Source organism: Bacillus sp. WC2507 (assembly GCF_052656125.1).
Genome location: NZ_JBQXPN010000001.1, coordinates 5052678 through 5073214 on the forward strand (window position 1 = coordinate 5052678; position 20537 = coordinate 5073214).

General features: G+C 34.1%; 17 protein-coding genes and 1 pseudogene. 1 reads left to right on the top strand and 17 read right to left on the bottom strand.

Translation table 11 applies throughout. From position 1 onward, the window contains the following. Positions 1–82: 82 nt before the first annotated feature. The 11 genes from ACUN28_RS26590 to ACUN28_RS26640 form a co-directional block, all read right to left on the bottom strand. Entirely contained in the window at positions 83–790 is a 708-nt protein-coding gene (locus ACUN28_RS26590) for a response regulator (RefSeq protein ID WP_016089372.1), read from the bottom strand. Next, on the bottom strand, positions 787–2391 hold the full coding sequence (locus ACUN28_RS26595) for a sensor histidine kinase (protein ID WP_016089373.1): 1605 nt from the start codon (positions 2389–2391) through the stop codon (positions 787–789). The genes ACUN28_RS26590 and ACUN28_RS26595 overlap by 4 nt, the downstream gene beginning before the upstream one ends. Positions 2392–2469: 78 nt before the next feature. After that, positions 2470–4452, bottom strand: a complete 1983-nt coding sequence (locus ACUN28_RS26600; protein WP_016089374.1) for a methyl-accepting chemotaxis protein — start codon at positions 4450–4452, stop codon at positions 2470–2472. A gap of 239 nt (positions 4453–4691) precedes the next feature. Continuing rightward, positions 4692–5441 carry a C39 family peptidase gene (locus ACUN28_RS26605; RefSeq protein ID WP_016089375.1) on the bottom strand — a complete coding sequence of 250 codons (750 nt, stop codon included), beginning with the start codon at positions 5439–5441 and terminating at the stop codon, positions 4692–4694. A gap of 13 nt (positions 5442–5454) precedes the next feature. Further along, the gene (locus ACUN28_RS26610) at positions 5455–6276 is read right to left on the bottom strand and encodes a hypothetical protein (protein WP_016089376.1); all 822 of its coding nucleotides are present in this window, start codon (positions 6274–6276) and stop codon (positions 5455–5457) included. Between the two features lie 206 nt (positions 6277–6482). Further along, on the bottom strand, positions 6483–7718 hold the full coding sequence (locus ACUN28_RS26615; protein ID WP_016089377.1) for a sensor histidine kinase: 1236 nt from the start codon (positions 7716–7718) through the stop codon (positions 6483–6485). An 11-nt stretch (positions 7719–7729) separates the two neighbouring features. Further along, the gene (locus ACUN28_RS26620) at positions 7730–8401 is read right to left on the bottom strand and encodes a response regulator transcription factor (protein ID WP_033660250.1); all 672 of its coding nucleotides are present in this window, start codon (positions 8399–8401) and stop codon (positions 7730–7732) included. Between the two features lie 150 nt (positions 8402–8551). Continuing rightward, on the bottom strand, positions 8552–9256 hold the full coding sequence (locus ACUN28_RS26625; protein ID WP_016089379.1) for a metallophosphoesterase family protein: 705 nt from the start codon (positions 9254–9256) through the stop codon (positions 8552–8554). Positions 9257–9920: 664 nt separating this feature from the next. Further along, positions 9921–10799, bottom strand: coding sequence for an ankyrin repeat domain-containing protein (locus ACUN28_RS26630; protein ID WP_016089380.1), 879 nt, complete (start codon positions 10797–10799; stop codon positions 9921–9923). Between the two features lie 258 nt (positions 10800–11057). Continuing rightward, entirely contained in the window at positions 11058–11561 is a 504-nt protein-coding gene (locus ACUN28_RS26635) for a nitrous oxide reductase accessory protein NosL (protein ID WP_016089381.1), read from the bottom strand. Positions 11562–11692: 131 nt separating this feature from the next. Next, complete coding sequence (locus ACUN28_RS26640; protein WP_016089382.1) at positions 11693–11947, bottom strand: hypothetical protein; 255 nt, start codon at positions 11945–11947, stop codon at positions 11693–11695. A 253-nt stretch (positions 11948–12200) separates the two neighbouring features. Between ACUN28_RS26640 and ACUN28_RS26645 the strand changes: the two genes are divergently transcribed. Beyond that, positions 12201–13505: a CitMHS family transporter gene (locus ACUN28_RS26645; RefSeq protein WP_016089383.1), complete on the top strand. Its 1305-nt coding sequence runs from the start codon at positions 12201–12203 to the stop codon at positions 13503–13505. Between the two features lie 42 nt (positions 13506–13547). Here ACUN28_RS26645 and ACUN28_RS26650 read toward each other — a convergent pair whose 3' ends face one another. The 6 genes and pseudogenes from ACUN28_RS26650 to ACUN28_RS26675 all read right to left on the bottom strand — a co-directional run bounded on the left by ACUN28_RS26650 (position 13548) and on the right by ACUN28_RS26675 (position 20355). Next, positions 13548–14240 carry a response regulator gene (locus ACUN28_RS26650; protein ID WP_016089384.1) on the bottom strand — a complete coding sequence of 231 codons (693 nt, stop codon included), beginning with the start codon at positions 14238–14240 and terminating at the stop codon, positions 13548–13550. Next, entirely contained in the window at positions 14240–15850 is a 1611-nt protein-coding gene (locus ACUN28_RS26655; protein ID WP_080118102.1) for an ATP-binding protein, read from the bottom strand. Before ACUN28_RS26655 ends, ACUN28_RS26650 begins: the two co-directional genes overlap by 1 nt. Before the next feature lie 152 nt (positions 15851–16002). Then, complete coding sequence (locus ACUN28_RS26660; protein WP_437435397.1) at positions 16003–16950, bottom strand: methyl-accepting chemotaxis protein; 948 nt, start codon at positions 16948–16950, stop codon at positions 16003–16005. Further along, positions 16945–17979, bottom strand: a pseudogene (locus ACUN28_RS26665) (HAMP domain-containing protein); the annotation flags it as partial. The gene ACUN28_RS26660 and the pseudogene ACUN28_RS26665, both read right to left, overlap by 6 nt. A 246-nt stretch (positions 17980–18225) precedes the next feature. Further along, positions 18226–19794 carry a flotillin family protein gene (locus ACUN28_RS26670; protein WP_016089387.1) on the bottom strand — a complete coding sequence of 523 codons (1569 nt, stop codon included), beginning with the start codon at positions 19792–19794 and terminating at the stop codon, positions 18226–18228. Between the two features lie 12 nt (positions 19795–19806). Further along, entirely contained in the window at positions 19807–20355 is a 549-nt protein-coding gene (locus ACUN28_RS26675) for an NfeD family protein (protein ID WP_016089388.1), read from the bottom strand. Positions 20356–20537 lie beyond the last annotated feature (182 nt).

The window sequence follows — 20537 nt, forward strand, 5'->3', positions numbered from 1 at the left end:
TTTCAATAGTAAAAATAGTTTTTGTAAGTTTTGTAATTGATTTTGTAATTAAAAAAAGTATAAGCGACTTATAATAAGTCGCTTATACGTAAAACTCTATTTTATTTTGGTCAATACATCTTAATTTACTCACTGGTCTTCCTACATGTTGATACACCATTTCGTTTTCTAATACTCCAATTTCAGTCAAAAACATTACATACTTTCGAATAGAAACCCTTGAAACACCAACTAATTGCGCCATTTCCTCTGTTGTAAATGCTCGTCCATTCAGCGACTCAATCTTCTGCCAAATTAATTGCATCGTTTGCTTTGTTAATCCTTTCGGAAGCTCTTTAGTGACAGTAGGCTCTCTTTTTTCTTTTTGCAAAATTAACGAATCTAATTCCGATTGACTAATTTTTTGTTGTTCTTTCATGAAAGTAAGCTTTTCTCGATATATAGTTAACGCCTTTTTAAATCGTTCAAATGTAAATGGTTTAATTAAATAATCTACTACACCATATTGTAATGCTTTTTTAATGCTCCCCATATCATGTACAGCTGAAATCATCATAATATCGATTTCTTTTTCTTGGTTCCGAATATACATTAAAAGCTCAAATCCAGTCTCTTCAGGCATAAAAATATCAAGTAATACTAAATCTACTCGTGATTCCTCTAATACTTCTATCGCTTCTTTAACGGAGTTAACTGCTTGAACAAGTTCAAACCCTCCTACTTGCTCTAAATAATGCGTATTTAACATTGCTACCATCGGGTCATCTTCTACAATTAAAACTTTAATCATATTTGCCTCTCATCCCTACCTTTAGGTATTTCAATTGTTATCGTTGTTCCCTTTCCTACTAATGAATGCATATGAATTTCCCCATTTATTCGCTGTATACTTTCTTTTACAAGATACAAACCATAACCACGGTTATCTCCCTTTGTGGAATAACCTTTCGTAAATAATGCCCCTATTTCTTCTTCTGGTATACCTTTCCCCGTATCTTGTACTGTAATGATTAATGTATCCCCATATTGTATCTCAAGTTCAACTTGCTTCTTTTCACAATTCGTCACTGCCTCTAATGCATTATCAATTAAATTTCCGACAATCGTAATTAGTTCATGAATAATACTTTCATCATCTATTTCCGGCATGTAAGAATCTTCACTTATGATTAATTTTATATTTTTCTCTCTAGCATAGCTAAGTTTCCCAAGTAAAAAACCAGCAAATACTGGACTTTTTATTCTCTCCATAACCCCACCAATTTCATATTGATGCTCTGATACCATACCGCTTATATACTTCTGTAATTCTTCATACTGCTTCATGTGTGTAAGTCCTAATACGACATGCATTTTATTCATAAATTCATGCGATTGTGCCCGTAATGCTTCCGCATATAGTCTAATACCAGTTAATTCTTCTGCTAATTTTCTAACCTCTGTTTTATCACGAAATGTTGCAATTGCACCAACTATTTCTCCTTTTACATATAAAGGAACACGATTCGTCACAATCGTAATTCCATAAATATTTTGTTCTTCGTTTAATTGTACCTCTCCCGTTTGTAATACTTCTTTTATACGTGAATTAGGCATATACAACTCAACATCTTTACCGATAAAATCTTCTTCAAGTCCACTTTTCTTAAACAATCGTTTTGCCTCATTATTTATTAAAGTTACATTAGCTTCTTTATCTACAGCAATAATACCTTCCTTTACAGATTGTAGCATCGTATTTCTTTCTTCAAGAATTTTCGCTATCCTGTGAGGTTCAAGACCAAATAAACTTTTCTTTATATGTCTAGCTAATAATATTGCTCCTATAATTCCGACTAGTACTCCAACTCCGACACCAATGTAAATGATATATCTACTTTCCTTAACTCTCTCTTTTACATTATCTGCTGAAATACCAACTGCCACCGCTCCAAGTTGTTCACCTGTTTCAGAAAATACAGGTACAAACACTCGCATTGAAATACCTAAAGTTCCTTCTGCCAGCGATACATGTTCCTTTCCTTTCAATGCAGGCCCTTCATCTCCCCCAATAAAATGATGGCCTATTTTTTGAGGATTTGGATGTGATTTTCTTATTCCATTCATGTCCATAACTACAATAAATTGAACACCTGTGTTTTTTAATATTCTATTTGTATACGTTTGGATTGCAGAAGTATCTGCTTTCCCAATCAAACCATCGATTACAATTGAATCATTCGCCACAATGTGTGCAATTGTTTTTGCTTTCTCTGCTTGGCTATCCTCCGTCGTCCGTTCTACATTATGACTAATTAATATATCTGTCACAAGTAAAGAAAAAATTACAACTGTACAAACTAACAATGTAATCGTTTTCCATAAATTCCATAGTCTTTTTCTTTTTTTCATCCCGTTAATGACTCCCCTAATTGCTGAATAGAAAAATAAGTAAGGTGAAAATAATATCACCTTACTTATCTGCTGTTATTATACTTTAAATTTACTAGTCATGGCTTGTAGTTCTTCGGCCATCCCAGCTAAGTTTTGCGAAGCTGAACTAATTTCTTCCATTGAATTCACTTGTTCTTCTGTTGAAGCAGCAACACTTTGCATACTAGCTGTATTTTCTTCTGCAGCCGCTGCAATTTCATCAATAGCATTTGTCACTTCATTTGCATCTCCAGCAATTCTCTTCGTTGTTTCTACCATTTGATTAACTTGAGAAACAATATGTGTAGTAGAACTTAAAATTTCCGTAAAACTTGCTTTCGTTTTTGTTACAACATCAAGGCCTTGTTGAACTTCTCCATTCACATTATCCATCGCCTTAACAGTATGTTCAATATCCGCCTTAATTTCTGCAATTAAATTTGCAATCTCTCCAGATGATTCTCCTGATTGCTCCGCTAATTTTCTAACCTCATCAGCTACAATAGCAAACCCTCGGCCCTGTTTACCTGCTCTTGCCGCTTCAATAGCCGCATTTAAAGCTAATAAGTTCGTTTGAGTAGCGATGTTTTGAATCGCTTCAGAAATAGCTCCTACCTGCTTTGATTTCTCATCAAGAAGTTTAATAATAGCATCTGACTCGGATACCGATCTAGAAATAGACTGCATTTGTTTTGCTGTTTGTTCAACCAATTCTTCCCCTTCTTCAGCTCTTTCTCTCGCATGTAATGAGGAGATAGAAATTGATTCCGCGCTTCCAGTTACATCTTGAATTGCTGTATTTACTTGTTGTAATGTAGCCGCACCTTCTTCAACACCTTGACTTTGTGATTCAGCCCCACCTGATACTTGTTCCATTGCAATTGTAATTTGATCTGTCGCATCATTTGCTTGCTGTACGCTCGCTGTTAACTCTTCAGCCGATGCAGCGACATGCTCTGCTGAAAAACTAATTTGAGTAATCACATCTTGTAAAGAGGCAGACATTTCATTAAATGAATTCCCTAATTTCCCTATGTCATCCTTGGAATGGATTGTAATTTTCTCTGTCAAATCTCCCTTACTAATTTTATGTGCCGAGTCAGCTATTTTTCTTAATGGTCTTGTAATAGACTTTGTAATGAAATAAATTAATACACTACCACATACAATAGCGATAGCAATGACAATCAAAGTCTTATAAAACACTGGATTCGCAGCTTGAGTAATTTCTTCGTCGAACATAACTCCAACTACTTTCCATCCTGTTTTCTCATTTGTTGCAAAGATTAAATTCTTTTTATCACCTTGTTCTGTATAAGACACATTTCCTTGTTTTTCTTCATAAATTGGTTTAATCCACGGATCAGTAACTTTTGCACCTGGTTTTCTAGATGGATGACTAACAATTTGCTTATTTTGATCTAGAATAACTGCATAACCTTTTTCACCAATGTTAATCATTTTGGAAATTTTTAAGATGTTATCTAAATTTAAGTTAATTCCTATAACACCTTTACCATCTTTTACTTCTTTAGCAATTGTCACTACCATATTTTTAGTAGATGCTGATTGATATGGTGCAGTAACAATTACTTTCCCTTTATTTTCATGTGCTTCTTTATACCAAGATCTATCTGTTGGATTATACCCATCAGCCATTTGGATAAATGGTTCTCTTATAAACTTTCCCGTCTGTGTTCCAATATAAATACCTTCTACTTCTGGATGGAGTTTTATATATTGAGCTAACTTCGTTCTTACTATTTCTTCTTGTCCGTTTGGATATGTATCCTCTGTTAAGACGTCTGCAAAGTACGCCGCATCAACAAATTTCTCTTCTATATTTTGAGAAATAACAGTATTTAAAACAGAAATATTTTCCTTTGCTTTACCTGTAATTTGTTGTTCAAAATTTGTTTTGGCAGTTTGATATGAAACACCACCGATAATAAGTCCTGGTATAGTTAAAATAAGAAAAAATGAAATGATTAATTTTTTCTTGATACTCATACATTTAACCCAGTTAAATATTTTTTGCATAATAAGCCTCCTTTATGTAATGTGAATACTTGTGTAATTTTATACAATTAACATATATAAAACAATATATAATGATAACATGTAATTTTTTTGTCAATTATGCGTTTTTTCATATTCACTACTTCTAAAGATTTAATCATAAAAAATAAGAGAACTTCAGCTTATATAATAAGCTGAAGTTCTCTTATTTTTTAACAAAAACTCCCCTTACAATTCTTTACATCTATTTCTTTACTAATTCATTTAGAGCTTTTCACATAACTAATTGCCTGACTCCCCATTTGTACCCATGCCTCTTCAAAGTTTTCTCTTGGCACTTTTACATCTAGGCTATCCTCGAGAGGATCTCGAATATATACAAATTCCTTATCATATCCAATAAGCACTACACAATGTTCATTATACGTAATAGAAACATCTCCACTATTTGTTTCCCATGTAGTAAATTCATCTTCATCTAATGGCTCAAATGTTGCATTTGTAATCATGACTACCGGCTGTCCTGATTTTACACTCTTATAAAGTTCTTCTATACTCTTTCCTGTTAAGTCCACAGATTTGTTAGGTAAATACTTTTTCGCTAATTGAAAGAGTGGTCCATGATATACACCATATCCAGATTCAGAAAACGTATAAATATTTCCTACAAATCCTTCATTCGGATTCCCACGTACACCATCTTTCATAAAATCAACTTTCTTTATTTCATTTGCTAATTTCATCTTATCCACTGTAATACCTGCGTATTGTAACATCATCGCTAAGCTCGTCACTTCACAGCCTCTATCTAACTCTGGTAATTGCTGAATTAAAGGAACATTTGATAAGATAATCTTTTCATCATTATTACTAAATTCCGCTTCTTTTCCATTTTGTATATTGAAGAATGTTAACTTCTCCATATACTTTGTAATTCCATTTGTATATACATTCCATACTGCTATAGATAGTAATACTATACATATATACCACTTAAACCTCCGTATCACTCTCACGCCCTTTTTAGTTCGTTAAATAAGAATAAAACGCGTCAGCATCCGTTCGAATCACCGGTATAAAATTTAGTTCTTTTCCTTTTTCAGGCTGATTCTTTTTTATTTTTTCTGCTAATTCTTGAACGTTCATATTCATTTTGTCCATATTAAGCTCATCCGCCATTTGTAGCACTTTTTGTTCATTAATTTCGCTTAATACTTGATATATATCTTTACCATACAAATCAATATGATAATTTTTTGCTTCTTCCTGCACTTTTTTTTCGTACACTTCTTGCGCTAACGCTTCTATCTCTTTTCCTTTTTGTGAAATACCTAACTTCCCTGCTTCCTCTCTTACTTTCGTTCCGTAGATTTCTTCCGCAATGTCCTCTATTTCTTTTCCATTTGTCGAAATACCTAATTTACCCGCTTCATCATTAATTTTAATCGTATTAATTTGAGTAATTAAATTTACAATCGATGTATTTTCTATAGATATGCCTAACTTTAACGCTTCTTGCTTCACTTTTGTTTCATAGATTTCTTCTGTAAGAGTTCCAACATCTTTTCCTTCAATTGAAATGCCTAACTGTTCTGCTTCCCTTCCTACTTCTGTTTCATGGATTTCTTTTTCTAGCGTAATTTGTTCTTTTCCTTCCGTTTCAATACCTAGATTCTCCGCCTTTTCTTCTGTATGCACCGCATGTATCTTTCCATTATTTAATTGCTCTTTACTGCGTTGCGTGTAATCTGTCTTTCCTTTTGATGTTTCAGAAGGAGAGGCACCCCCTAGTATGCTTAAGCTCATTACTCCAATAGTGAATACCGTCATCATTTTCTTTTTCAAAATTAATTCCTCCCTCTTACACTTTCTTTTTCATCATTCCCTATACATAATTGAAATAACATTTTGATCGATATAATCTGCTCAAATACATTTCTATAATCGCTTCTTTATGCGACGAACTTTCTGTATATAATACATGTTATAAATAGTTTCTTAACTTTCCCTTAAAAAAGACGACCTTGTAAAAAACAAGATCGCCTTCTAACTCATATTCTTTGATTTTTAGGTAGGTTCACTTCAAAACAAGTCCCCTCTCCCCATTTGCTCTCTACTGATATTTTCCCGTAATGCTTTTCTACAATCCAATTCGCGATTGAAAGGCCTAATCCCGCTCCTTCTGACGCACTTCTCGCTTTATCTCCTTGATAAAAACGATTAAATAATTTTGGGATGTCCTCATCTTCCACTCCTATCCCGTCATCTTTCACTCGTATACGAATCGAGCTATTCGTTTGCGTACAATCGATTTGTATATGCCCACCTTCATTCGTATACTTCATCGCATTATCTAACAATATGACCATCATTTGATGGATTCTCTCTCTATCACCCATAAATGATACGTCATGCTCCACTTTCAATATCATCTCTTTTTCTTGATAGGAAGCAATTTCCTTATATGGATCTACTATCTCTTCTAACAATTTATCCATTTCAAATATTTTCTTATCCATCTCAATTTGATTAGAATCAGAACGTGCTAGCAATAATAAATTACTAACGAGTTTCGATAACCGCCTACATTCTTTTGAAATTGTAGAGATATCCATTGCTTTTTCTTCTATCGTAGCGGATGGGGATTGGAATAACACATCCGTTTTTGATTGAATGACTGCAAGTGGCGTTCTTAATTCATGTGATGCATCAGAAACAAACTGTTGCTGTTTTTCCCATGAATTTTGAATGGGTACGAGTGCTCTACCAGCTAAGAAAAAGCCAATTCCTATTGCACATAGACTTCCTATGCTACAGCCAATAACGAGAATTAAAAATAAAGTATTTAGCATCTCTTCTTCAGCTGTTATATCGCGTACGATTTGAACTATTTTTCCATCTTGTTGAAATGCAAACGTTCTAAAATATAGCCCTTGCACTTCTATATCTTGCAAAGAACCTGACTTTTTTGGAGCAAACATTTCTAAGTTTTCTTCAAAAATAAGACGGAATTTTGGATTTCCCGTACCTATCTCCACAGTTTTTCCACTCCAAGTTAACTTCATTATCCTAGGATCCCCAATTGGAGGATATCCCCTAATTTTTTTAGTTATTTTTTTATCATCTGAATTTTCTCTATGCTGAACGGCTTTGTCTATCGATGTATCTACTTCACTATAAATACGATTATACGTGTACGAATAAATAATACTACCTAATACGCCTATCAAAATGATAAATACTAATGAGTTCAATATAGTCAATCGAATACGCGTCTTCTGAAACATGCTTCCCTTTTTCATTGTTCTTTTAATATATATCCAATACCTCGAACAGTTTGAATATCTTTCTGATAACCGAATGGCTCTAATTTTTTACGTAAATGATGTACATACACTTCTACAATTGCTACTGTCGTATCTGAATCAAATCCCCAAACACGATCAAAAATTTGTTCACGCATTAAAATCTTTCCGCTATTTTGAACAAGGTACTCTAGAAGCTCATATTGTTTTAATGTTAACTTCATACTTTGTCCATCTACTTGAACGTCTTTATCTTTTCCGAACAGTTCAATCCCTTTATAACGAATAGTCTGCTTTGTTGTTAAACTACCGCTTCGTCGTAATAAAGCACGAATTCTCGCTTTTAACTCTGGAGCCTGAAATGGCTTAACGATATAGTCATCCCCACCAAAGTCCAAGCCTTTCACGCGATCTTCTAAAGAATCTCTCGCTGTCAAAAATAGGACTGGTGTTTCAATCTTTTCATCACGTATTTTTTGAATTACTTCAAAACCGTCCATTTCTGGCATCATCACATCAAGCAAAATGGCGTCATATATATTTTGTAATGCTAGAAATAATCCATCTTCTCCATTCAATGTTGTATCTACTTCAAATTCATCGCGTAATATTTGGACAATAGACTCTAATAAAGAAGCATTATCTTCTACTACGAGTAAGCGCATATTCTCACCTTCCACCATAATGTTCAATCCTATTTATAATTATATTTTAACGTTTTTCTCAATATAAAATTTGAAAGATTTATTATAAAAATTCTTTCTTAAATTTTTCTTAATAAAAAATTGAAAGAAATAAGACTCCCCTTATCTCTTTCAACTTTTTACTACGTATACCTTTTTACTCGGCAATTCTAAACAATTTAGCTGGCCACCATATACAGCACCGCCATCAATCCCTATAATACGATTACTACCAAAATACACACCGCAATTCTCACTACCATGAAGTGTTTTTGTTTCCGTATGGCCGAATACAACAACCTTTTCGCCACTATATCCATTATGAAACTCATTACGAATCCACATTAACGTATATGGTTCACATTCCGAAACTCTCTTCAATGGCTCAACACCAGCATGTACAAATATATACTCTTCTATTTCAACGTAATGATCTAATTCTTGAATAAACTTTACATGTTCCTTTAAAACATTCGATTGTAAAATTGGTTTTTGGAAGGCTTCTTCATTAACCACAATATCTTTTTCTGCAAATCCATAGCTGTATAAAGTCTTATCTCCACCATTCCTTTTTACCCAATGGTTCCATGGACGTTCCTCATCAGTCGTTAACGCTTTAATCATCATATCTTCATGATTGCCCTTTAGGACGAGGGCTCCCTCTTCTTTTAACTCTTTTACCTTTTCAATTACAGCACGCGCATTGGGACCACGATCTACATAATCACCTAATAAAATTAATTGATCCTTTCTTGCATCGTATTGAGCTTCTTCCAATAACTGTTCGAACTTTTCTATTTCTCCATGAATATCACTAATAACAAGAATCCTTTTCATATTATCCCCTTCTTTCTAAACCACTCTCTTTCTAATTATAGTTCAAAACAACAGAAATTTCTGAATCCATATTCAAAATCACGTTTCTTACAAATAAAACGATTATCCTTACAACAATGTAAGTCTCTTGTCATCCAATTCGATAGTTACAATTGCTATATTTCCTTATACTAAAAGTAAGAAATGAGACAAAAAACAAGGAGAGATGAGAAATGAAAAAAGTGATGGAAGTTGTAGTAGCAGTGGCAGAGGTTTTCGTAAATGGCAAACAAGTTGCAATGGAGTTAAACAAATAATGAAAAGGACAAGATTCATTCTAGACCCTTTACTCATATAAAAGAGATAAGACTTCTTCATTTTTTTGATCCCTTATCTCCTTGTAAAGAAAACCGTATCCTGAAAAAGGATGCGGTTTTCTTATTGCCATATTCATTTACTTATTTATTATTCCTAGTTGATTATAAATAAGTAAAATCTCTGCTTAAATTGCTTTTAACTCAAGTTCTGAAAATCTCATTTTTCTCTTCCTTAGTTACTATGTATCTATCCCTCCCCTCAAATAATTTTTTCAAAACAAAAATCCCATTTAAATACACATTACTGAATCTATCATACTAAATGACTTCTTCATTCTGTCTATCTAAATGGGATTATTTCACACTTGTTATTCCACTGGTTGTGGTTGTGGCTGTGGCTGTACTACTTCATTCGCTCCAGCTACCCTCAACATATTTGCAATATCTTTAAAACCTCTTTTTTCAGCATATTGCAGTGGCGTAATATTTTCCTTATTGGCCATATTTACATCTGCCCCGTGGTCAATAAGCATTTGAATTACTTTCTTATGATTTTCACTACCATTTCCTAATACGATTGCTTCTACTAAAGCTGTTCCACCACGAGCATTTCTATAATTCACATCAATATCTGTATGCTCTAATAATTCTTTTACAACCTCTACATGGCCACGTTCAGATGCAGAAATGAGTGCTGTTCCACCTGATTTAGTAATTTCATTCGTATTAACCCCTGCATTAATTAGTAGCTTTACAATGTCTGTATATCCTTCTCTACTTGCATAAAGAAATGGATTACTTTGTTTCTCATCTTTACTTTCAATATTAGCACCTGCACCAATTAATGCCTTAACTGTCTCTACATGATTTTGATACGTTGCTGCAAGGATAGGCGTTTCTCCGTTGTCACCTTCTACGTTTATATTGGCTCCATCTTGAATCAGCTTCATAGCTGTTTCTGTGTCTCCAAGAGTCGCAGAAAGTAGCAACTGTTTGTCCATTAAATTTATACTTTTTTCTTCTTTAGATTCTTCCTGTTCTTTATGCTTTTCTTTTTTCTTTTCGTTTTTCACATGAACCGGTTTCGATTCTGGCTCCTCTTGCTTATCGCAAGCCACTACCGTCATTAAAAGTCCTAATAACATACATAATAAAATTTTTTGTTTTCTCACAACTACAGCTCCTATGAAAGATAATGTTTTCTTAACCATTCCTCCATCACATACAATAACTCTTCTTGAGTACATTTATCCATAAGTTCTTTATATTCCTTCTTTAATCGGATTATCTAAACTTATACCTATGTTTCTCAACCTATATTAGCGAAGCAATTAGTTTAGCACGATTTTACCGCATTTGTATACATTTCTAAAAAGTGCATAAATGATTGCTTTAGGTTACTATATTCCATTGTAACCGTTCTTCTAAAAATTTTACACCTTTTCTATATTTGCACCTGAGTAATAATAAAAAAAGGACAACTATATAGTTATCCTTTTCTATTATTAATGATGTCCACCGTGATTTCCCTTTTTCGGGTTCCCCATCATTTCTTTATTCATTTCCCATTTATGCTCTGCTAGCTCTTTATATGAAAGAACTTTCCCTTTGTAGTTAGACACAAAGCTCTCTGCATCCTTTTTATTTTCAAATGAAATAACATTATAAGCCATCGGTGTTGTTATTGTTTTATCATATACGTAAGTCGCATCTTCTAATGAGATCCACTCTTTCGAATCATAATCCCGAACAAATTTCTCTTTCGTCTTTTCACCTGGATTAATCTCCATCCATTTATACATACAACCAATATCATCAAATTTTAATGCTTTTCCATTTTCTAAAATGATTTCTGTTGCAAATTGATTATCTATTACCCCAATTTGGCAAATATCACATTTATCATGTTTCTCATCGATTGCCACAGCCTCTGCTTGTTTTTTACCACATCCTACTACTGTAAAGACAAAGAATAAGCATATAGCAAGCATGACATACTTTGTTCTCATTTTATTTCCTCCCTAACCGTATCTTCCACAAGGAGCATATCAAAAAGTTGTGTGAGATTTGTGAAAAAATAATGTGCTTTTTGTAATATAAGGAACAAAAAAGATGTGTAGCCATTTCTACACATCTCTCATCATTCACAACCTGTAATTAATAAATCGTCTTCTAACGTAACTAATAATGTATTTGTATTAATTTGCTGCCCAGCAACTACATTTACTAATCTTATATTTCCACTGATACCGACTGCAACTTTTTCAAGCTCACCATTATTTTTTCGAATCATCATTAATTTTTCCCACTCATATACGTAAGAAGATTCATTAACAAAAATCTCTTCTACTTTTCCCTCATAAGAACTATAAATTTCTTCCATTCTCGTTTTCATATAAAATCTACTCCCTATTTCACACTTCAATATTTTCATCTTATTCTACCATTCTTACGGAGAGCTGCTTACCTTTTTAAAAATTCAAATTAACTACCGTGAACAAAATGACCAAAATAAAAATTATGCTTCTAATGATGTTATTTTTCAAATTATTTACCCTTTGAATAAATGCTTTTATGATAAACAAAAAACATTTTTTCTGAATTTTCATTACATTTTGAAAGCGCAATCATTTTGAGGGGGAGATTACATGTTAGCACTACTTGGATTTGCGATGGTATTTGTCTTTATGTTTTTAATTATGACGAGACGTATGTCTGCACTAGTAGCATTAATATTAATTCCAATTACTTTCGCATTAATTGGTGGTTTTTATGCAAATATGGGACCTATGATGTTAGAAGGCATTCAAAAACTAGCACCTACTGGTATTATGCTTATGTTTGCTATTTTGTATTTTGGAATTATGATTGATAGCGGTTTATTCGATCCTGTCATTAGTAGGATTTTAAAATTTGTAAAAGGAGATCCTTTAAAAATTGTTGTTGGTACAGCAATTCTTACTATTATCGTTTCATTAGATGGTGACGGAACAACAACGTATATGATTACTGTTTCCGCAATGTACCCTCTATATAAACGCCTTGGAATGAATCCACTTATATTAGCTGGGGTTGTTATGTTAGGGGCAGGAGTGACAAATCTTACACCATGGGGCGGACCGACAGCTCGGGTTATGAGTGCTCTTGGACTAGACGCATCAGAGCTCTTTACACCACTTATACCAGGAATGATCGCTGGTGCAATTTGGGTAGTTTTCGTTGCTTACTATCTTGGAAAAAAAGAAAGAAAACGATTAGGAATTATGGATGTACAATATTTAAAACAAATGCAAACGATGGATGAGCAAGCTGCAACAGTGGAAGCTGCCGTTCATAAACGTCCTAAGCTTCTATGGATTAACTTTTTATTAACTGTTACCTTACTTGTCTGTCTCATACTAGAAATTATGCCGTTACCTGTTTTATTTACAATTGCTTTCGCTATTGCTGTTATGCTTAACTATCCGAACTTAGAACAACAGAAAGAACGTATTGCTTCTCACGCTGGAAACGTATTAGCGGTTGTTTCTCTCGTATTTGCCGCTGGAATTTTCACTGGTATTCTATCAGGAACAAAAATGGTAGATGCAATGGCTCAAAGTGTAGTCACTCTTATACCAGACGCGCTTGGGCCACAACTGCCAATTATTACAGCTCTTCTTAGTATGCCGTTCACATTTTTCATGTCCAATGATGCATTTTACTTCGGAGTATTACCTATTTTAACGAAAGCTGCTGCTGCTTACGGAATTAGTGCAGCTGAAATGGGACGTGCTTCCTTACTTGGGCAACCTGTTCACTTATTAAGCCCTCTTGTCGCTTCTACTTATTTATTAGTCGGAATGGCCAAAGTTGATTTTGGTGAACATCAACGCTTTACGTTACTTTGGGCAATTGGAACGACAATGGTGATGTTGATTACTGGAATTGTAATTGGGATTATTCCAATATAAGATAAAAACAGTAGAGGACATAATATCCTCTACTGTTTTTTATTATGAAGAAACAAGAAAATACCTTCTTTCTGGTCTCCCTACACTCCCATATGTAAGCTCCGCATGTACTTTCTTTCCAGATATTAAATACTCTAAATAGCGCCTCGCTGTTGATCGGCTTACCCCAACCATCGAGCTTAACACTTCTGCTGTAATTCCTTCTTCATTCACTGTTAACATATGCTTTTTTATTTTTGCTAAAGTTAAAGGATCTATCCCTTTCGGAGCATATTCCATTTCATTTCCCTTTACGCCTCTTTGAGACCATAAATGTTCTATTTGTTCTATAGATAATTGATTAGTTTTCTTTAACTGCACAATCTTTTTTTGGTAACTTTCCAAACTCGCTTTAAATCGGTCAAACATAAGTGGCTTTACGATATAGTCTGTTACTCCGCCTCGTAGAGCATGCCGCACTACATCTGTTTCCGATGCAGCTGTAATCATAATAATATCTGTATCATGTAAATTATTCCTAATATATGTGACAAGTTCCGTTCCTTGCATATCAGGTAAGTACACGTCTAATAAAACGAGCTGTGGCTTCACAAGATCTAGCCATTCTTTCGCTTGTTCTCCAGTCGTTGCTGTTCCAATTACTTTAAATCCCTCAATCTTTTCAGTAAAACGACGATGAATGTCCGCAATTCGAATATCATCTTCTACAATCAATACTTCAATCTCCTCACCCATTACAATTCGCCTCTCTCTTTTGGTAATGCAATAATAAACAATGCACCACCTAAATCCCCTTTTTCGATTGCAATACTTCCATTTAAATCTTCTACTAACTCTTTTACTTTTGCTAATCCATATCCTCGCTTCCCGCCTTCTTTCGTCGAGAAGCCTTTATAGAATATGCTAGTAATGACTTCATCATGAATCCCTTGTCCTGAATCTTCCACTTCAATTACAATTTCTTCTCCGATATCAGTTACAAACATTCTGACCTTCTTATCATTCTCTTCATTTCTTTCAATCGCTTCAAATGCATTCGTAATTAAATTTCCTAAAATAGAAACGACATAATTGCTCTCAATGTGCGGGCTTAATTTGTCTAAACTACTTTCTCGATCTAGCATAAAATCAATCTTCAACTCTCTTGCTCTATTATAAAATCCAATTAAAATCCCACCTAACCATGGATTTTGAATTCGCTTCATAATAAATTGAACAAAATCTTGATATACCGCTGTTTCCTTATGAATAAGCTCTAAAGCATCTTCATATGATTCTAACTGGATAAGTCCTGAAAGCGTATACAATAAATTGTTATATTCATGCGTTTGCGCTCGCAATGCCTCTGTATATTGCTTCGTCTGAGACAATTCTGCTGTTAACTGATCCATTTCAGATTTCAAACGTAAGCTCGATACAACGCCAGTTACTTTATTCTTTACTTTAATAGGTAGACGGTTCGCAATCACAGCCTGCCCTTTTATATTTAATTGACGATCAAACTGTTCTTCACCAGTTTGAAGTACATCTAGTATCGTTGAATTAGGAATTACATTTAAAATAAATTCTCCAATAATATTTCGTTGTTCATCTAGCGAAAGAATATCATAAGCTGCTTGATTGACTAAGCTAATCATGCCCTTTTGATCAATGACAATAATCCCTTCACGTACAGATTGAATCACTGTACTATGCTCTTCATATAAAGAGGAAATTTCTTCTGGCTCCATCCCAAACATCATTCTTTTTATACTTCCTGCTAAATATATAGAACCAATTACCCCGATTAAAAGACCTATTATCGTAATCCAAAATACACGCTTTCCATACACTTCTACCGCTCCATGAATATCATCCATTGAAAATCCAACAGACACCACGCCAATAATTTCATTTTCCTGATTACGGATTGGAACTTTGCCGCGTAATGAAGGGCCTAATGATCCAGTCGCTTTCGAAATATAAGATTTTCCTTCTAATAGAACTCCTTTGTTATCTCCACCAACCATTGCTTCTCCTATTTTATCTCGCTCAGGATGTGCATAACGAATCCCTTCCTTATTTCCAACTACAATAAAATCAGCATCCGTATCAATTCGAATTTTTTCTGCAATTGGCTGAATAATAGAAGCTGGGTTTTCTCTTTGAAAAGCTTCTTGAATTTCTGGTATCACAGCAACTGTTTTTGCAACATGCAAAGCCCTTTTACCAATTTGCTCTTCTACCGTTTCAGATAATATGTAATAAAATAAATAACTCGTTAACAGAAGTACAACTAGAATAAGTGTACTAATCGTTAATGTAATTCTCGGTTGTAGTTTTAATTTTTTAAATTTCAAAACCATTCCCCTAACATGATTAAAGATGGAATTAAAAGAAAATACAGTCTTTTATAGTTACACTTAATCATAACACGGTTACTCTATATTTCTTTATTTTTATCTTCATAAAAAAAGAAACGAAGTACAATTACTACCTCGTTTCTTAACATTTCTTATTACACTTTAAATTTCCCAATCATCTCCTGCAATTCTTCTGCCATTTGCGATAAATGAACTGCTGCTGCATTGATTTCATCTACTGAAGCTAATTGTTCTTCTGAAGAACCAGCAATATTTTGAACGCTTGCTGCATTTTCTTCAATCGTAGCTGCAATTTCATTGATAGATGCACTAACTTGTTTTGCATCTACTGTCATTTGTTTCGCTACTTCTACCATGCTATCAATTTGTACAACAGTATCATCTGTAGACTTCAATATTTCAGCAAAGCTTTGCTTCGTTTCATTTGCAACTACAAGCCCTGATTGTACTTCTGTCCCAACCTGCTTCATAGAGCTTACTGTTTCTTTTATATCAAATTGTATCTCTTTCACTAGTTTTCCAATTTCCGTAGAAGACTGTCCTGATTGTTCTGCTAACTTTCGCACTTCATCTGCTACAATTGCAAATCCTCTACCTTGCTCTCCAGCTCTCGCAGCCTCAATCGCAGCATTTAAAGCTAATAAATTTGTCTGCTCTGCAATATGTTGAATTACCTCAAGGATTGCTCCAATTTGTTTCGACTTATCATCTAACAAAACAATAACTTTATCTGATTGTGAAACAGACTCATGGATTAATTGCATTTGATTCACAGTTTGTTCAACTAACTTTCCACCATCTTCAGCCTTTTTCTTCGTATACATAGATGCTGTGGATACTAATGAAGAACTATCTGCAACACGCTGAATTCCTTCTGTAACTTCTTCTAATAACGTTGCGCCTTCTTCAACTTCTTTCGTTTGTATTTCAGCCCCGCTCGACACTTGCTCTATTGCTTGTGTAATTTGTTCCGTCGCTTCACTTGTCTGCTTCATGCTAGCTGTTAATTCTTCTGAAGATGCTGCTACATGACTTGCCGAAGTATTTATATTAGAAATGACATTCTGTAATGATGCCGCCATCTCGTTAAAGCTTTCTCCTAGCTGCCCAATTTCATCTTTAGAATGAACTGTAATTGATTCTGTTAAATCACCTTCACTAATTTTTTTAGATGATATAACAAGTTGTTTTAATGGTTTAATAATAGAAGCAATTATGAAGTAAATTAAAATACCACCGATTATTAATGAAATAACAATAACAGTTAGCGTCTTATAAAAAATAGGTTCAGCTGCTTCAATAATTTCTTTTGAAGGCATAATTCCTGCTATTTTCCATCCAGTTTTCTTATTCGTTTTAAAAGTAACATTACGATCTTCACCATCTAATGAATAATGAAAATCACCAGCTTCCTGTTTATAAAATTCCTTACTAAGTTTCTCTTCTAATTTCTCTCCTGGCTTCATTTTCGGATGTGCTACTACATTTTTATCTTGATCAAATATTGCTACATACCCTTTCTTACCGATATTAACCATCTTGGAAGTAGTAACAATATCATTAATTATTAAGTCAATCCCAAGGACGCCACTTTTATCCTCATTTTGTTTCGCTAATGTAATAACAATATTTCCTGTCGTTTGTGACTTATATGGAGCAGTTACAATTACCTCTCCGCTTTTCTTCACTGCCTCTTTATACCACTCTCTTTCTGTAGGATTATATCCGTCTGGCATCTGAATAGCTGGCGATTGAATAAATTGTCCATTACTAGATCCTGTATAGATTGCTTCCATTTCTGGATGTAATTTGTTGTATTCTTCTAGCTTATTTTGGATGTTTTGAATTTGGTCTGCTTGGTAACTTGATTGTGTGAATAATTTCGTAAAATAAGTTGCATCTACTTTTTTACTATCCAATTCCTTATTAATTACATTATCCAAAATTTTTATATTATCTTTCGCTGAGTTTACAATCGTTTCATTAAAATTCGTTTTTGCCTGCTGATAAGACGTCAAACCAATTACAATACTTGGAAGAATTAAAATGATGATAAATGATACAAGTAACTTTGTTTTTAAACTACTACGCCTTAATTTCCCTTGAAACATATTTCTACCCCTCCATACCGTTTTACACTTAATTCCTTTATATAAATCATACGATTCAAATGTATCAATGAGACTCTCTATCTCTTTTTTTCATCTCTTTCTACATTTAAAGGATTGATATATACCTTTTTCATTCTATATAAATTAAATAATTAAAACAATGTATAAAAATGTATATTATTCGAAATATTATAATTCACAGAAGAACCTCTAGTATTTCACCTACTAGAGGTTCTTCCCACTTTACTATTCTTTTTCTACTTCTTTTTTCTCATCTTCTACTACAGATACAACAGGCTTATCATTTGATAATTGTTGTACCGCTCCTTTTCCTGCAAATCCTTCTAATAACTCTTTTAAGTCAATGCCAGAAGAAGCTTTTAATGTTTCTTGCATCGTCGCCATTAAATCAGTCGCATAACCTGCAACTTTTCCAGCGCCGCTATTTTTACCACTGCCGCCTGTATCAACAACTGTAATTTTATCAATGTTGCTAAGTGGGCTTGCAATTTCTTTCGCATAACTTGGAAGCATTTTAAGTACCATATCCATAATTGCCGCTTGGCCATATAGCTCGAATGCCTCTGCAATTTTTTGTTTCGCTTCTGCTTCTGCTAAACCTTTTAACCTGATAACATCGGCTTCTGCTGTACCTTGTGCTTTTTGTACTTCCGCTTTCGCTTGACCTTGCGCTTTCTCAATTTCCGCCTTCGCTAAACCTTCTACACGTACTTCTTCCGCACGAGCTCTCGCTTCAGCTTCAATCTTATATTGATCCGCATCTGCCTTTTTAATTTGTTTTACTTTTTCTGCTTCTGCTGATTGCTCAACAGCGTAGCGATCTGCATCTGCTTTTTTCTTTACTTCTGCATCGTATTGCTTTTCACGACGCGCAATCTCTTTTTCTTCTAATTCAATTTGTTTCTCACGCTCAATGATTTTAACGCGCATTTGCTCTTCTGTAACACCTTGTTGCGCTTTCGCTTGTTGTAATTCGTAAGAAAGATCCGCATCTGCGCGCGCTTGTTCTTGCTCTCTCTTATAAGATTGTACTTTTAATTCTTTATGCTTTTCAGCTTCAGCAATCTGTGCATCACGTTGATACTCAGCTTCTTTCGCTTCTTTCTCTGCACGTGCTTTTTCAATACGTGCTTCTTTTTCACGCTCTGCATTCGCAACTGTTGCATCACGTTTAACCATTGCAATTTGTGGCTGACCAAGTGCATCTAAATAGCCATTCTTATCCATTATTTCTTTAATTGTAAAGGAAACGATGCGAAGACCCATCTTCTTTAAATCTGTAGAAGCCACTTCATGCACCTTTTGAGCAAATTGCTCTCTATTACTATACGCATCTTCTACTGTCATAGAAGATAAAATCGCACGTAAATGACCTTCTAAAACCTCTTTTGCTTCTATTTTTAACTCTTCTGTTTCTTTTCCTAAATATTGTTCAGCTGCTGTAGATACTTCTTCAATTGTTGATCCTACTTTAATAATAGAAACACCGTTTACTGTAATCGGTACACCTTGCTTCGTATACGTATCACGTGTACCAACTTCTAATTTGTAATTTAATAGGCTTAAAAGCTCTGCTCTTTGCATAATCGGAACCACGAAAGTACCGCCACCACGAATAATCTTAATCTTTTTCCCATCATCTGTGGTAACAACATTTTTCCCGCCACCAAGCCAGTTCCCTGTAACAATTAACGCTTCATCCGGACCAACTGTACGATACTTCGTAATGAATACTAAAATGAGTAGAAGTAAAATTGCGAGTAAAACTCCACCGATAATTAATGGAATCGTCATGTAAATTCCCCCTTATAATTTTGGTTTCTTTAAAGAATAAGCGATGTTCTGTACAAGCAAAACACCATCTTGGACTCCCTCAATAATAACTTCAGTTCCTTGTGAAATATCTTTTTTTCCAATTGTTTTAGCTAGGATTGCATTACTTCCAAATTGAGAGGAGATTAATACTTCACCAAATCCTTCTGTAGGAATTGTTGTAATGACTTCTCCCTTGCAACCAATGAATTCATCCATACGTTGCACAGTGTTTTGTTCAGCTTCTGCAATCGGCTTTAAAATTAATATTTTCATTATGAATACACCAATAAAGGATATAGCAAATGCAGCCCCAAAAATAAGAATGCTATTAAAGGAAAATAAATATTCTCCTATATAACTAAGTCCACATAACATGGCGAAAAAACTAAGTAATAACGTAACAACGGATACCGATCCGCCTCCAAAACTAAATATGGATTCAAATATATCTCCAAAAAAGATATAAATAACAGTGAGTATAGTAGCAATAATAAATCCGTATAAATAAATTGTTTCAAGTGGATAACCAAACAAGACCATTTCTTATCCCCCTTTCTTAAACAATCCTTTTTTTGTTATGTGTATGCCTCACCTCTTTCAAAGATTATCATTCTAAATTTTCAGTTATTTAACCTTTAAAGAAAAACCTGTAAGACAGGTACCTAAAAAAGAACAGGAGGAACCTATTGTGACAGGCTCCTCCTAGAAAATAACCGATATAT